Genomic DNA, 14,899 nt, shown 5'->3' on the forward strand with positions numbered 1-14,899 from the left:
CCCCGATAGCTCAGTTGGTAGAGCAGATGACTGTTAATCATCTTGTCGTAAGTTCGAGTCTTACTCGGGGAGCCATTTTTATTTAGAGACCTTTTAGAGGTCTTTTTTTTATGCCATCTAAAATAAATCAAAAATTAGATCAAATTAATTATTATTTTACATATTATTTATTTATAGAAATAGAAGGGGATTTATTTTATTAAAAGTTTTTTGAAAATTGTGTTGACAAACATAAACGAATAATATATAATCATAAATGAACAAAAACGAAAGTAAACAATCATAAACAATCAAAATAATGAAAAGAGGTTTTATTAATGTTTGTCGAAGAGAGAAGAAAAAATATAGTAAGTTTATTACAAAATAAAAAAAGAGCAAGTGTTAATGAACTGAGTAAAACCTTTGATGTTTCACGTGCAACAATTCGTAGAGATTTAAGTGAACTCGAGAAGTCTGGTTTTCTTCGCCGCACCCATGGAGGAGCAATATTAAGTGGCAGCAGCAAATTAGAACCTACTTTTAAAGAAAAGGAAGATAAATTAGCTGACGAAAAAAAGTCGATTGGAAAAAAAGCTGCTGAAATTATAAAAGATGGAGATACAATATTTATTGATGCTGGAACTACAACCAGACAGATAATTGATTTTTTAGAAGATAAAAAAAATATAACAATTGTTACTCATGCTCTGCATATTATAAATAAGATAAATGAAGATAATCTTGATTGTGAATTAATAGTTATTGGTGGTAATTTTAAAAAATCAACAGAGGCTATGATTGGACCACTGGCTGAAGATTATTTAAAAAAATTAAGAGTGGATAAAAGTTTTATTGGTTCAAATGGATTTAATTTAGATTCGGCTGCGACTACTCCTGATTTGAGTGAAGCAAAAATAAAAGAAATTGGTATGGAAATTGCGGGAGAAAATTTTCTTTTATTTGATCAGAGTAAATGGGAAGATATATATTTTTATAGATTTGCAGAATTAAAGCAAATAGATTTTATTATTACAGACTATATTGATGAGAATAGGGAAAAAAGTTTAAAACAGGAAAATATTAATATCATTTTAGCTTAGATTTAATAAGGGAGGTGAGCAGATGATTTTAACAGTTACTTTGAATCCTGCCCTCGACAAAATTATTATTCTGGATAATTTAAAATTGGGTAAATTAAATAGAGTTAAGGAAACAACTATTCTGGCAGGTGGAAAAGGTATAAATGTTTCTGAAGTTTTAACAGAATTAAAAATTGATAATAAAGCTCTTGGTATTGTGGGAGGAAATAATGGTAGGGTAATCACTTCAATGCTTGAAAAAAAGGGTGTTAAATCTGATTTTATCTGGTCTGATTTTGAAACAAGAGTCAACTTAAAGGTTAAAGAAAAAAATATAAATAGAGAAACAGAAATTAATGAGGGTGGTAAGGTTAGTAAAGAAAATATTGATGATTTCAAGGCTGCTTTTGAAAAAAAAGTTAAAAAAAATAAAACTCTTGTTTTGTCAGGAAGTTTACCTGCAGGAGTTGAAAAAAATATTTATGCAGAATTAATTAATAAAGCTAAAGAAAATGATGCTAGAGTTATTTTAGATAGTTCTGGGGAAGAATTTAAACTGGCTTTAAAAATGGCGCCCTATTTAGTAAAACCAAATTTAGAAGAAATTGAAAATTTACTGGGACGAAAAATAAATAATAATGATGATTTGAAAAAGGGAGCTAGATATTTGCTTGAACAGGGTGTAAATGTTGTAATGATTTCACTGGGTGAAAAAGGAGCTTTTATTGCTTCCGAAGAAGAGGGATATAGAATTTATACACCTCAGGTTAAGGTTTCTCAGACAACAGTTGGTGCTGGAGACACAATGGTTGCTGGCCTGGCTGCTGAAATAGATAAAAATGAAAGTTTAAAGGATACAGGTATTTTTGCTGCTGCTTTAGCAACTGCTTTTGTGGAATCAGGTTCCATTTCCAGGATTGATGAAGAGTTAATTGAAAGAATAAAAAATAGCATTAAAGTTGAAAAGGTATATTAAGTAAAGAAAAGGGGTATAAAAATGGAAGTAAATGAATTTATTAATCAAAATTTAATTAAAATGAATCTTGAAAGTAAGGATAAGGATTCTGTAATCAAAGAAATGATCGAGATTATGGCTGAAAATGAAATAATAACTGACAAGGAAGAAGTTATAAAAAAAGCAATGGAAAGAGAAGAAAAAGGGACAACTGGAGTCGGAAAAGGTGTTGCTATTCCACATGTAAAAAGTGATGCTGTTAAAAGACCTGCTGTTGCTTTTGGACGTTCTGATGCAGGGATTGATTATGGATCAATGGATGAAAAACTTAGCCATTTATTTTTCTTAATTACTGTTCCCGAAGAATCTCACGATGAACATTTAAAACTTTTAGCTCAGCTATCCAGAAACTTAGTTCATGATGATTTTAGAGATAGTTTATTAGAAGCTAAAGATGCAGAAGAAGTAATGAATATTTTAGAAAATATCTAAATATTTTTTAAAAGTTATTTCTAAAATTAAGTTATTAAAAAAATGAGGAGGATTGGTTTATGAAAAAAATTGTTGCTGTAACTTCTTGTCCAACTGGTATAGCACATACTTATATGGCTTCTGAATCATTAGAAGAAGCTGCTAAAAAAATGGATGTGCAGATGAAGGTAGAGACTCAGGGTTCTGTAGGAGTAGAAAATGAATTAAGTGAGCAGGATATTAAAGAAGCTGATGCCGTTATAATTGCAGCTGATACAAATGTCAGCCATGAGCGTTTTGGGGGTAAGTCTATTGTAGAAGTAGCGGTTGCCGATGCTATTGATGATGCTGAATCTTTAATCAATCAGGCACTGGAAAAAGCAGAAAAGGGTGAAAAAACAGAAGTAAAAGCAAATTTACAGGGTCAGGTTAGTGATGAAAAGTCTAAAAGAAAAGCCAAAAGATCTGGTCCATATAAACACTTAATGACCGGTGTTTCCTTTATGCTACCTTTTGTTGTAGCAGGAGGTTTATCTATTGCATTATCCTTTGTATTTGGTATTAATGCTGCCGAACAGGAAGGTTCACTTGCTGCTGCTTTAATGCAGATTGGTGGAAGTTCGGCCTTTGCCTTGATGGTTCCAATTCTTGCTGGATATATCGCTTTCTCAATTGCTGATCGTCCTGGTATTGCTCCTGGTATGATTGGTGGTATGCTGGCAAGCAGTATAGGAGCTGGATTTTTAGGTGGTATTATTGCTGGTTTTTTAGCTGGTTATGTTACTCAGTGGTTAAAAGAACACATTAAACTTCCAGAAAATCTACAGGGATTAATGCCTGTTTTAGTTTTACCTTTTCTCTCCAGTTTAATAATTGGACTGTTAATGATTTATTTAATTGGGCCACCTGTTGAAGGAATAATGACAGGTTTAGAATCATGGTTACAGGGTATGACGGATGCTAATGCTGTTTTACTTGGACTTATTTTAGGTGCAATGATGGCTTTTGATATGGGAGGACCTGTTAATAAAGCAGCTTACACATTTAGTGTGGGACTTTTAGGTTCAGAAATTTATGGACCAATGGCAGCTGTAATGGCAGCTGGTATGACTCCTCCACTGGGACTTGCTTTAGCAACTTTATTATTTAAAAATAGATTTACCAATCAGGAAATTGAAGCTGGAAAACCTGCCTGGTTTATGGGTATTTCCTTTATCACAGAGGGAGCTATTCCATTTGCAGCAGCTGATCCAATTAGAGTAATTCCTTCTATCATGACCGGTTCTGCAATTACAGGTGCTTTATCAATGCTCTTTGGTGTTGGTTTAAAGGCACCACATGGTGGAATATTTGTCTTACCAATTCCAAATGTTGTAACTAATCTTGGATTTTATGCTCTGGCAATTATTGCCGGAACTATTGTCACAACATTTATGTTGAGATTATTAAAACCTAAATTAGCTGAATAAAAATAAAGAGTGAGCAGCTATCAATATTTATTATCTAAATAGAAAATTAGAGTTTAAAGGAGGCATCAATTTGATGCCTCCTTTTTTCTTGCCTTAATAATTAGAATAGGATTAGAATCACTTAAGTTCGTTTGCTTATCACTAAATTTGTGGTATAATAATTAACAATGGATAAATATTAAGAATATTTGAATTGGGAGTGTTTATTAATGAATTTAAAGAAAAATATTTTAATTATTGCAGCAGTAATATTAGTAGTTTTATCTATGCCGGTAATGGCACAGGATATGGAAGATGTTAATGAGGCAGTAAGTGAAGAAACTCCAGAAGTTGCAGCCTATGTAAATGGAGAAGAAATTTCAATGCAGGAACTTGAACAATTTGCTGGAGTTAGAAATATTTTAATGCAGATTTTACAATCAAATCAAGAATTTGGTTCTGTACTTTTACAGACTGAGGCTGGACAGAATGTTGTAGAAGAATTCCGTCAGTTGAAGCTGGAACAGTTAATTACAAATGAATTACTTGTTCAGGAAGCTCGGGATAGAGGACTTGAAGTTAGCAATGAAGAAATGAACAATATTTTTGATCAGCAGGTAAATGCTTTAAAACAGCAGAATAATTTAAATGATGAACAGTTAGAACAGGCTATTCAGCAGCAGGGATTTGAGTCCATGCAGCAGTATAAAGATATGTTTTTTGAAAATAATATGAATGGTTTTTTAGTTAATAAATTAAGAGAAGAAGTAGTAAACGAAGTCAGTGTAAGTGATGAAGAAGCAAGAGAGTATTATGATAATAATCAGCAGCAGTTTGAAACTTCTGAACAGAAAAAAGTTAGCCATATTTTATTTGATGATCAGGCTAAAGCTGAAGAAGTACTGGCTGAAATTAATAATGGTGCAGATTTTGCAGAAATGGCCAGAGAACATTCTACCGGTCCTACAGCAGAAAATGGCGGAGATTTAGGTTTTATCACTGCTAATGAGCAGGGTTTAGATAGAACTTTCCGTGATGCAGCTATGGAATTAGAGGTAGGAGAAGTAACTTCTGAACCTGTGGAAACTCAGTTTGGTTTTCATTTAATCAAAGTTACTGATTCCAGAGAAGCCGGAATGAGAGAGTTTGAGGAAGTTAAATCTCAAATCAAAAGTCAGCTGAGAAGTCAGAAACAGAATCAGGCTTTTCAGGAATTTGTTGAAGGTTTAAGAGAAGAAGCAGAAATAGATATTCGATTATAAATTAATAAAATAAAGTAAAGTTAAAATTCCTGCTCTGGTAAAATGAGCAGGAATTTTTTTAAAATACTTGCATTAATTTATCAAAAGGTGTATAATTATTAAAATTTAATATATAATCCTGTTAAAGGAAGAGTAAATTTTAAATTAGTCTAAGCAAGCTGGAGTAGCTGTGAGTCCAGAACTAAGGTTGAATTGAAACGCATCCTGGAGGAGCTTTGCTGAAAAATATATAATAATATTTTAGGTAAAGACATTTAAGCTGTGTTAAAGCATTGAGTGGATTTTTGTCAAGAAGAGTGGTACCACGGGTTTATTCTCGTCTCTAATTTATTTTAGGGGACGGGATTTTTTGTTTTATAGTATTTTTTAAAAATCTAAGGTGATAATATTTGAGGAGGAGAGAAGAAGATGTTTAAAAGCAAAAAAATTATTTTATTATTAGTGATGATTGTTGGAGTTTCTTTATTATTAAGTGGTTGTACTGGTGGCAATAACCAGACGAAGTTTGAAAAAATAAAAGAAGAAGGAAAAATTGTTTTGGGAACAGCTGCTGATTACCCACCATATGAGTTTCATAAACAAATTGATGGTGAAGATCAAATTGTAGGTTTTGATATTGAGATAGCAAAAGAAATTGCAAATGATTTAGATGTAGACTTAGAAATTAAAGATATGAAATTTGATGGATTATTAGCCGCCTTAAAAGCCGGTAATATTGATTTTATTATTGCAGGAATGGTTCCTACAGAAGAAAGAGCTGAAAGTGTAGATTTTTCTATTCCTTACTATGAAGCTGAACAAAGTTTTTTAACTAAAGTAGAAAATAAATCTAATTATAAAAAAATGTCGGATTTAAATGGTCTAAAAATTGGAGCTCAAAAAGCAACTACTCAGGAAAATATTGCAAAAACAAAGATTGATGCTTCTGAGTATAAATTTATCAGCAAAATAACCGATCTAGTTTTGGAGCTTAAAAATGATAAAATTGATGGAATAGTTCTCGTTAAACCTGTTGCTGAATCATATGCAAAAGCAAATGGAGATTTAGCTGTAGCTGATTTTATGTTGGGAAAAGAAGATAGTATTGCAATAGCAGTTGATAAAGGAAATGAAGCTTTAATGAAAGAAATTAATTCTTCTTTAGAAAGATTATTGGAAAAAAACAAAATCACAGAATTTATTGCTGAAGCTACAAAATTAGCTGAGTCTAACCAGGATTGATAAAATTGAAAATTAGGAATGATAAGATGAGCAATCGATATTTAAGTAGTATTTTTAAAAAAGAAAAAAAATCATTTTTTGCAAAAGCTGCAGAACTAAAAGAATCTAAAAAACATATAATAGATTTAAGTCTTGGCGATCCAGATTTAATTACAGCCAAAGAAATTATTAATAAAGCAACTTTTGATGCAAAAAATGGGCATACTCGTTATGCTCATCCTCGAGGCGATTATGAACTACGGACAGAAATTATAAAGTATTATAAAAAAACATATGATCAGAAAATAGCCAGAGAAAAAATTATGCTGACTGTTGGGGCCTGTCATGGAACATTTCTGGCTCTAGCAGCAGTTTTGAATCCTGGAGAAGAAGTAATTATACCTTCTCCTTATTTTGCTCCTTATAAAGAACAGGTAAAACTTGTCGGAGGGCAAGCTGTTTTTGTTGAAAGTAAATTTGAAGATAATTTTAAACTAGATCTTAAAGCTATTAATGAAGCAGTAAATAAAAAAACGAAAGCTATTCTTATAAATTCTCCTCATAATCCTACTGGAGTTGTACAATCAAAAGAAATTTTAGATCAATTAATGGAGATAGCAAGAGCAAATGATCTATTAATTTTCTCTGATGAAGTGTATGAAAGTTTTGATTTTGAAAATAAATTCCACTCTTTAATAAATTACAAAGAAGATTTTGAGAGAATTATAATCCTAAATAGTTTTTCAAAAACTTTTGCTATGACGGGTTGGAGATTAGGTTTTGTTATTGCGGATTCAGATATTTTAGATGTAATGCAAAATATTAATGAAGGTGTCTGCTATTCTGCCCCAACGATTTCTCAACGAGCAGCAACCGCTGCCTTAAAAAATGAAAATAAGTTTAAAACTGAAATTACTGTTGAATTCTCTGAAAGAGTAAAATATGCTAACCATAGACTAAAAGAAAATAAAATAATTGAGGTTGTAGAGGCTGAAGGAGCATTTTATATTTTTCCAAGAATTAAAAATACAGGTCTCACGGCTGAAGAATTTGCTTTGAGATTACTAAAGGAAAAAGAAGTTTTGGTTTTACCAGGAAATGATTTTGGTGATAAAAAAGGAGAATTTATAAGAATCGCCTGTACTTTAAAATTAGAAGAATTAAAAAAAGCTTTTGATAGAATAGATGAATTTACTGAACAATTTTTTTAAAATAATTACGTAAAAAAGATTGGGGTGAATAATTTGCAGCAAGAAATTTCCTTAAAATATGGAGAAAACAAATTTGAACTTAGAATAAAAAAAGATAGAATAAAAAACATTATTACTGCAAATTCTGTTGAAAAAGTTGAATTTGATAAAATGATTAGTCATGCTTTAAAGAATCCAATCGGAACTAAAAGGTTGAGCCAAAAAATGAAGGTTGGAGAAAGTGTTACAGTTGTAATATCTGATATAACAAGAAGTTGGCAGCAGATTGATAAGTTTCTACCATTTCTAATTGCTGAATTAGAAAAAGGTGGAATTAAGCTTGCAGATATTACTATACTGGCGGCAACCGGTTCTCATCGTTTTCATACGGAAAAAGAAATTCAATCGCTACTTGGAGAAGAGTATTATGGTAAGTTGAATTTTATTGATCATGATGCTAACGATAAAAAACAATTAGAATTTTTAGGAGAAACTTCTTTTGGTACTCCAGTTTGGATTAATAAATTAGCTCTAGATGCTGATCGCTTAATTTTAACAGGTGGAATTGTTTTTCATGACCTGGCTGGTTTTGCGGGAGGTAGGAAATCAATTCTACCTGGTATTGCAGGTTATGAATCAATTATGAAAAATCATTCTCTTTCTTTAAAAAAAGATGAGGGAGGAATTAAAGAAACTGTTACAAGTAACAATTTAGCAAATAATCCAGTTAATTTAGATATGCTGGAAGCGGCCAAAATGGTTAATGTCGATTTTATTTTCAATGTACTACCTGATGGGGCGGGTGGTATTGCAGCAGCAGTGGCTGGGGATTTAATTAAGGCTCATGAAAAAGGCTGTGATATTTGCAGAAATTTATTTGGAATTCAAATGGAGGAAAAAGCTGAGCTTGTTTTTGCTTCCTGTGGTGGTTATCCAAAAGATATCAATTTATATCAGGGATCTAAATCACTTGTAAATGCTGTTCAGGCTGTTAAAAAAAATGGGTATTTAGTTTTACTTTCAGAATGTAGAGAAGGGATTGGTCATCCAGAGGTCAAAGAAATAATTGAGAATTATAAAAGTAATATTGAGCGGGAGAAATATTTACGCAATAACTTTACTATTTCTCGTTACACAGGATATTTAATCACTAAAGAAATTGAAGACATCAATTTAATTTTGGTTAGTGAACTTGATAAAAAGATATTAAGCAGTACAAAGATAGAGGTCGTTGATAACTTGAAAGATGCTCTAAAGATTGTGGAAGCAGCATTTGAAGAACTGCCTGAGACATATGTTATGCCGGCAGCAGCAAATACTCTTCCAATATTTAAAGCTGATGATTAGGGGGATAACATGGATTTTTCATTTTTAGCTGATTATAAAGGTTTTTTTATTAGGGGAACACAGATCACAATTTTACTGGCATTTTTTGCAGTTTTATTTGGTATTTTAATCGGAATAGTTTTAGCTATGTTTAAAATTTCAAGCAACAAATTTTTAAAAGGAATTGCCTCAGTTTATATTGAATTTATTAGAGGAACACCGCTTTTGGTTCAGTTATTTATTATCTATTATGGTCTTCCATACTTGGGTATTGAATTCCCTGATTTTCCATTATTTGGCCAGAACGTAGGAGATTTTATGGCCGGGGTAATTGCAATGTCTGTTAATAGTGGGGCCTATGTTGCTGAAATTTTTAGAGCTGGTATTCAGGCAGTGGATAAAGGTCAAATGGAAGCAGCTCGTTCTTTAGGTATGCCCTATTTGATGTCGATGAAGAAAATAATATTACCTCAGGCGTTTAAAAATATACTACCTGCTTTAGGTAATGAATTTATAGTTGTAATTAAAGAATCAGCGATAGTTTCAATTATTGGTATTCACGATTTAATGTATAATGCAGATACTGTAAGAGGAAATACGTTTAAGCCTTTTGCACCTTTAATTGTAGCAGCTGTGATTTATTTTGTAATTACTTTTACCCTTTCTAAATTTGTTGGATTACTTGAAAAAAGGATGGATACAGAATGAATATGATAGAAATTAATAAATTAAATAAATATTTTGGAGATTTGCATGTCCTCAAAGATATAGATTTAAAGGTAAAGGAGGGAGAGGTGGTTTCTGTAATTGGACCCAGTGGTTCAGGAAAAAGTACCCTTCTCCGCTGCTTAAATAGATTAGAAGAGCCCAGTTCTGGGGATATTATTTTTGAAGATATTTCAATTATGGATGATGAGCAGCATGATATAAATGAATTGAGACAGAAAATGGGGATGGTTTTTCAGCAGTTCAATCTATTTAATCATATGAATGTAATGGAAAATATCACTTTAGCTCCTATAAAATTAAAAAAAATAAACAAAAACGAAGCTAAAAAAATTGCTTTAGATTTATTAGAAAAAGTTGGCCTTTTAAATAAAGCAGATGCCTATCCGTCCCAATTGTCGGGTGGACAAAAACAGAGGATTGCTATTGCTCGGGCTCTTGCTATGTCGCCTGATGTAATGCTTTTTGATGAACCAACATCTGCTTTAGATCCGGAAATGGTCGGAGATGTATTAGAAGTCATGAAAAATTTGGCTGCAGAAGGTATGACAATGGTCATTGTTACTCATGAAATGAGCTTTGCGCGCGATGTTGCAGATCGAGTAGTTATTATGGATGCGGGTAATATTATTGAAGAGGGAAATCCTAAAAAAATATTTAATAATCCTGAACATCCGAGAGCCAAAGACTTTTTAAGCAGAGTACTTAATCTATTTTAGATTTAAGTACTCTCTTTTTTTAAAAAAATGACATCAAAAATGAAAAATCTTTTATTAAAGTTTAATATCTGATATTATTAGTATAAATAAGATTTTCTTTAAAATAAATGAGGAGCTGATTTTAATGATAATTGCTGTACCCAGAGAAATTAAAAATAATGAGAATCGGGTAGCTTTAACTGCTGCTGGAGCTGAAATTTTGAAAAAAACAGGCCATCAAATTTTAGTCGAAAAAAATGCAGGTCAGGGAAGTGGTATTTTTGATCAGGATTATAAAAAGGCTGGAGCCGAAATAGTTGCTGATAAAAAAGAGCTTTTTCAAAAAGCAGAAATGATCATTAAAGTTAAGGAACCTCTAAAAGAAGAATATGATTTATTTAAAGAAGGTCAAATTTTATTTACTTATTTACATCTGGCTGCTGATCGGGAATTAACAGAAGCTTTAAAAGAAAAAAGTGTGACTGCTGTTGCTTATGAGACAGTACAGAATGAAGATGATGAGCTTCCGCTTTTAACACCGATGAGTGAAGTAGCGGGCAGATTATCAGTGCAGGCTGCAGCTTCTTTTCTGGAAAAACCTAAAGGTGGAAGTGGAGTTCTGCTGGGGGGAGTACCTGGAGTTAAACCAGCTAAATTAGTTGTTATAGGTGGTGGAATTGTAGGTCGTAATGCTGCCAAAGTTGCACACGGTATGGGTGCAGATATAACAATCATGGATATTAAACAGTCCACTATGCGCTATATTGATGATATTTTCCAGGGGAAAATAAAAACTATCATGTCAAATAATGCCCATGTGGCAGAAGAAGTGAGTCAGGCTGATGTAGTAATTGGAGCAGTTTTAATTCCTGGAGCCAAAGCACCTAATCTGGTTACAGAAAAAATGATAAAAACTATGACTGATGGCTCTGTAGTTGTTGATGTGGCAATTGATCAGGGTGGATGTATAGAAGGTACATATCCAACAACTCACGATGATCCAATATTTAAAAAACACGGAGTTATTCATTATTCAGTAGCCAATATGCCGGGAGCAGTTGCTCGAACCTCAACTTTTGCCCTGACTAATGCAACCCTTCCTTATATCAAAAAATTAGCTGCTCAGGGATATAAAAAAGCAATGTTGAATGATTATTCTCTGGCTTTAGGTTTAAATATTTATCAGGGAGAAATAGTCTGTCAGGCAGTTGCAGAAAGTTTTGATCAGGAACATAAAGACTTAGATCAGTTATTAAAAAAATGGAAGTAAAGCTCAGAATAAAAAATGCCACATGCAATTTGATTAAAATTAGATTTGAAGTATAGAAAGTAGTTGATGGAGGTAAAGAGATGGAGCTACAATTAAAAAGGCCGGCCTGGGTGGAGATTGATCTCAGCGCCTTAGAAAATAATTATAATTTTATTCGCAGTAGAATTAATGAGCAGACTAAAATTGCTGCAGTTGTAAAAGCAAATGCCTATGGTCATGGAGTTGTAAAGGTAGCTCAAAAATTATCTCAACTGGGAGCCGAATATTTTTGTGTTGGCAGTCCGGATGAGGGAATTGAATTAAGAAAAGCAGGAATAACAGAGCCAATTTTAGTGCTGGCTGAAGTTTTGCCAACTCAGTATCCTGATATAATTAATGGAAATTTAATTCAAACAGCAGCCTCTATAAAAACTCTAGAATCTTTAAATAAAGCAGGAATTAAGGCGGCCAAAAAAGTAAAAGTTCATTTAAAAGTTGATACCGGGATGGGCAGAATTGGATTTTTCCCAGAAGAGTTAGCTGAAGTTTATTCTCTGGCTCATAAATTAGAAAATATTAAAATTGAAGGAATTTTTTCTCATCTGGCAACAGCGGATGAGGAGAAAAAAGATTTTTCTTATCAGCAGCTGCAGAGATTTAATTCTGCCCTGGATAAAATAAAAGCTGACGGATTTAAATTGCCGCTGCTCCATATTGCCAACAGTGCAGCTGTAATTGATATTAAAGAAAGCTCTTTAGATTTAGTTAGACCCGGAATTATGCTTTATGGGCTTCTACCGTCGGCTGAGTTGAATAAAGAAGCAGATTTGAAGTCGCTGTTATCATTTAAGACCAGGGTAGTCCAGCTTCGAAAATTGCCTGCTGGTTCTGCGGTCAGTTATGGTTCTACATATAAAACTGAGACTGAGGAAAAACTTGCAGTTCTGCCGGTTGGTTATAAAGATGGATATCCACGACTTCTTTCTAACCAGGGAGAAGTTTTAATTAAGGGGCAAAGAGCACCAATCAGAGGTAGAGTCTGTATGGGTCAGACTATTGTCAGTGTTGATCAGATAGATAATGTTGAAGTTGGAGATGAAGTTGTTTTAATTGGCAAACAGGGAAATGATGAAATATCAGCTGCTGAAATAGCTAATCTCTGTGGGACAATAAATTATGAGATAGTCTGCAATTTAAGTGAGCGGCTGGAAAAAGTCTATTTTGATTAAACACTAAACTTGTGAGAGCAGATTATGGTTTAAAAATCTGCTCATTCTTCCCTTTTAATTAACTTTTAGTAAATTTAACTTGAATTTATAAAAATGCTGTAATATAATGAGCATAATAAATAAATAGCCAACTATCTAAAAGCTGTGAAGGACAATAGTAGATTTATTAACTGAAATTAGAGAGCTGATGGCTGCTGCAAATCAGTCAGTTAAAAATCGAATCCAGTCTGGAGCTGTGAGGCCGAAATAATTTGAGTAAGCTGAACCGGTTGAGTCCGTTAAAACTATTTAAGCGGCGGCATTTTTGCTGTCATTAGGGTGGCACCACGAGCAATCTCGTCCCTTTTTCAGGGAGGGGTTTTTTTATTTTCAGGGTAATTTTTTCTTATAATCAATTTTTTATAACTTAAGCTAATAATAAATTTAGATTTCAAAATAAATTTGAGGGGGAATAAAAATGTTAGATATGAGGTTTATCAGGGAAAATCCGGAAGATTTAGATGAAGCAATGGAGAAGAGGAAGATGGAGTCACCAGTTGCAAAGTTTCAGGAACTGGATGATAAGAGGCGGGATCTGTTATATGAAGCAGAACAGTTAAAACATAAGCGTAATGTTAATTCGGATAAAATTGGAGAGTTAAAAAGAAATGGAGAAGATGCTTCTGATCTGATTTCTGAAATGCAGGAAGTCTCGGCCAGAATCAAAGAACTGGATCAAAAAGTAGCAGAAGTGGAAGCCGAATTAAATGATTTACTGTTAGCTATTCCAAATATTCCGCATGAGTCCGTACCTGTCGGTACTGATGAGGAAGATAATAAGGAAATTAGAAAATGGGGTGAGCCCAGAAACTTTGATTTTGAAGATAAAGCCCACTGGGATATTGGCGAAGACTTAGATATTTTAGATTTCGAAAGAGGAGGGAAGGTAACTGGAACCCGTTTTACCTTTCTTAAGGGAGCAGGTGCCAGACTGGAGAGAGCTTTAATTAACTTTATGCTCAATCTGCATACAGATGAACATGGCTATAAAGAAGTATTTCCACCTTTTATTGCCAATGCAGACAGTATGACCGGGACGGGACAGCTGCCTAAATTTAAAAAAGATATGTTTAAATTGGAGGGACTTGATTATTATTTAATTCCAACCGCTGAAGTTCCGGTAACAAATATGTATCGTGATGAAATTTTAGATGTTGAGCAGCTGCCTGAATATTTTACAGCCTATAGTGCCTGTTTTAGAGCGGAAGCAGGAGCTCATGGTCGTGATACCAGAGGAATTATTCGTCAGCATCAATTTAATAAAGTGGAAATGGTTAAGTTTGTGAAACCAGAAGATTCTTATGCTGAGTTAGAAAAAATAACTGCTGATGCAGAGGATGTCCTGCAGAAACTGGAGCTTCCTTATCGAGTTGTCAGCCTCTGTACAGGGGATTTGACCTTTGCATCTGCTAAAACTTATGATTTAGAAGTCTGGATGCCGGCTTATGATACTTATAGAGAAATTTCTTCCTGTTCCAACTTCGAAGATTTCCAGGCCAGACGGGCTGGAATCCGCTATCGCCCTGAACCAGAAGCAAGTACAAAATTTGTGCATACTTTAAATGGATCCGGTCTTGCAATTGGAAGAACAGTAGCTGCAATTTTAGAAAACTATCAGAATGAAGATGGTACAGTGACAGTACCTGAGGTTTTAAGACCGTTTATGGGAACTGATGTAATTGAATAAAGTTAGTTCTTTGTAATTTATTTCAATTGTACCATATTTCACTTGTACCAGGTACAAAAAAACCTTTTTGTACCTGGTACCAATAATATATTAACTTTAAAAGATAATAATGTAAGTGATAGAGTCCTTTTTAGGGCTCTATTTGTTTTTTGTGAAATTTTTTAATTTTTTTGGTCAAAAAAGAAGGATTATTGCTCTGAGTATAGAATAATATTAAACGAGATGTAAATAAAACAGTGTTTTACTATTAGAAACAAAGTTATTTACTTGGCAAATTTAGTTTTTAATAGTAATTTTTGAGATAAAGCCGGATTTTAAATTACAATAGATTTATATGTACTTACTGTATTTTCTAAAAATA

13 protein-coding genes and 2 other annotated features are annotated in these 14,899 nt (G+C 33.1%); all 13 genes read left to right on the forward strand.

The annotated features are described in order from the left end of the window. Positions 1-317: 317 nt before the first annotated feature. The 13 genes from C7958_RS10985 to serS all read left to right on the forward strand — a co-directional run bounded on the left by C7958_RS10985 (position 318) and on the right by serS (position 14,538). On the forward strand, positions 318-1,079 hold the full coding sequence (locus C7958_RS10985; protein WP_111572727.1) for a DeoR/GlpR family DNA-binding transcription regulator: 762 nt from the start codon (positions 318-320) through the stop codon (positions 1,077-1,079). 22 nt (positions 1,080-1,101) lie between these two features. After that, complete coding sequence (gene pfkB, locus C7958_RS10990; RefSeq protein WP_111572728.1) at positions 1,102-2,034, forward strand: 1-phosphofructokinase; 933 nt, start codon at positions 1,102-1,104, stop codon at positions 2,032-2,034. 21 nt (positions 2,035-2,055) lie between these two features. After that, on the forward strand, positions 2,056-2,505 hold the full coding sequence (locus C7958_RS10995; protein WP_111572729.1) for a PTS sugar transporter subunit IIA: 450 nt from the start codon (positions 2,056-2,058) through the stop codon (positions 2,503-2,505). A gap of 59 nt (positions 2,506-2,564) precedes the next feature. Continuing rightward, on the forward strand, positions 2,565-3,953 hold the full coding sequence (locus tag C7958_RS11000; protein WP_111572730.1) for a PTS fructose transporter subunit IIC: 1,389 nt from the start codon (positions 2,565-2,567) through the stop codon (positions 3,951-3,953). Between the two features lie 209 nt (positions 3,954-4,162). Further along, the gene (locus tag C7958_RS11005; RefSeq protein ID WP_111572731.1) at positions 4,163-5,194 is read left to right on the forward strand and encodes a peptidyl-prolyl cis-trans isomerase; all 1,032 of its coding nucleotides are present in this window, start codon (positions 4,163-4,165) and stop codon (positions 5,192-5,194) included. A 111-nt stretch (positions 5,195-5,305) separates the two neighbouring features. Beyond that, positions 5,306-5,521: a binding site (T-box leader), on the forward strand. An 81-nt stretch (positions 5,522-5,602) separates the two neighbouring features. Then, the gene (locus C7958_RS11010) at positions 5,603-6,415 is read left to right on the forward strand and encodes a transporter substrate-binding domain-containing protein (RefSeq protein WP_111572732.1); all 813 of its coding nucleotides are present in this window, start codon (positions 5,603-5,605) and stop codon (positions 6,413-6,415) included. Between the two features lie 26 nt (positions 6,416-6,441). Next, positions 6,442-7,605 (forward strand): aminotransferase class I/II-fold pyridoxal phosphate-dependent enzyme, encoded by a 1,164-nt coding sequence (locus C7958_RS11015; protein WP_111572733.1) that lies wholly within the window; start codon positions 6,442-6,444, stop codon positions 7,603-7,605. Between the two features lie 33 nt (positions 7,606-7,638). Continuing rightward, positions 7,639-8,931, forward strand: a complete 1,293-nt coding sequence (gene larA, locus C7958_RS11020) for a nickel-dependent lactate racemase (RefSeq protein WP_111572734.1) — start codon at positions 7,639-7,641, stop codon at positions 8,929-8,931. Between the two features lie 9 nt (positions 8,932-8,940). Further along, positions 8,941-9,618, forward strand: a complete 678-nt coding sequence (locus C7958_RS11025; RefSeq protein WP_111572735.1) for an amino acid ABC transporter permease — start codon at positions 8,941-8,943, stop codon at positions 9,616-9,618. A 2-nt stretch (positions 9,619-9,620) separates the two neighbouring features. Next, positions 9,621-10,355 (forward strand): amino acid ABC transporter ATP-binding protein, encoded by a 735-nt coding sequence (locus tag C7958_RS11030; RefSeq protein WP_111572775.1) that lies wholly within the window; start codon positions 9,621-9,623, stop codon positions 10,353-10,355. A 124-nt stretch (positions 10,356-10,479) separates the two neighbouring features. Continuing rightward, entirely contained in the window at positions 10,480-11,604 is a 1,125-nt protein-coding gene (ald, locus tag C7958_RS11035; protein ID WP_111572736.1) for an alanine dehydrogenase, read from the forward strand. An 80-nt stretch (positions 11,605-11,684) separates the two neighbouring features. After that, positions 11,685-12,812, forward strand: a complete 1,128-nt coding sequence (gene alr / locus C7958_RS11040) for an alanine racemase (protein ID WP_111572737.1) — start codon at positions 11,685-11,687, stop codon at positions 12,810-12,812. A gap of 135 nt (positions 12,813-12,947) precedes the next feature. Next, positions 12,948-13,159 (forward strand) — a binding site (T-box leader). Between the two features lie 110 nt (positions 13,160-13,269). Then, positions 13,270-14,538, forward strand: coding sequence for a serine--tRNA ligase (gene serS / locus C7958_RS11045; protein WP_111572738.1), 1,269 nt, complete (start codon positions 13,270-13,272; stop codon positions 14,536-14,538). The last annotated feature ends 361 nt before the right edge of the window (positions 14,539-14,899 follow it).

Origin of the sequence: Halanaerobium saccharolyticum (genome assembly GCF_003259895.1) — a bacterium.
GTDB classification, from domain to species: Bacteria; Bacillota; Halanaerobiia; order Halanaerobiales; family Halanaerobiaceae; genus Halanaerobium; species Halanaerobium saccharolyticum_A.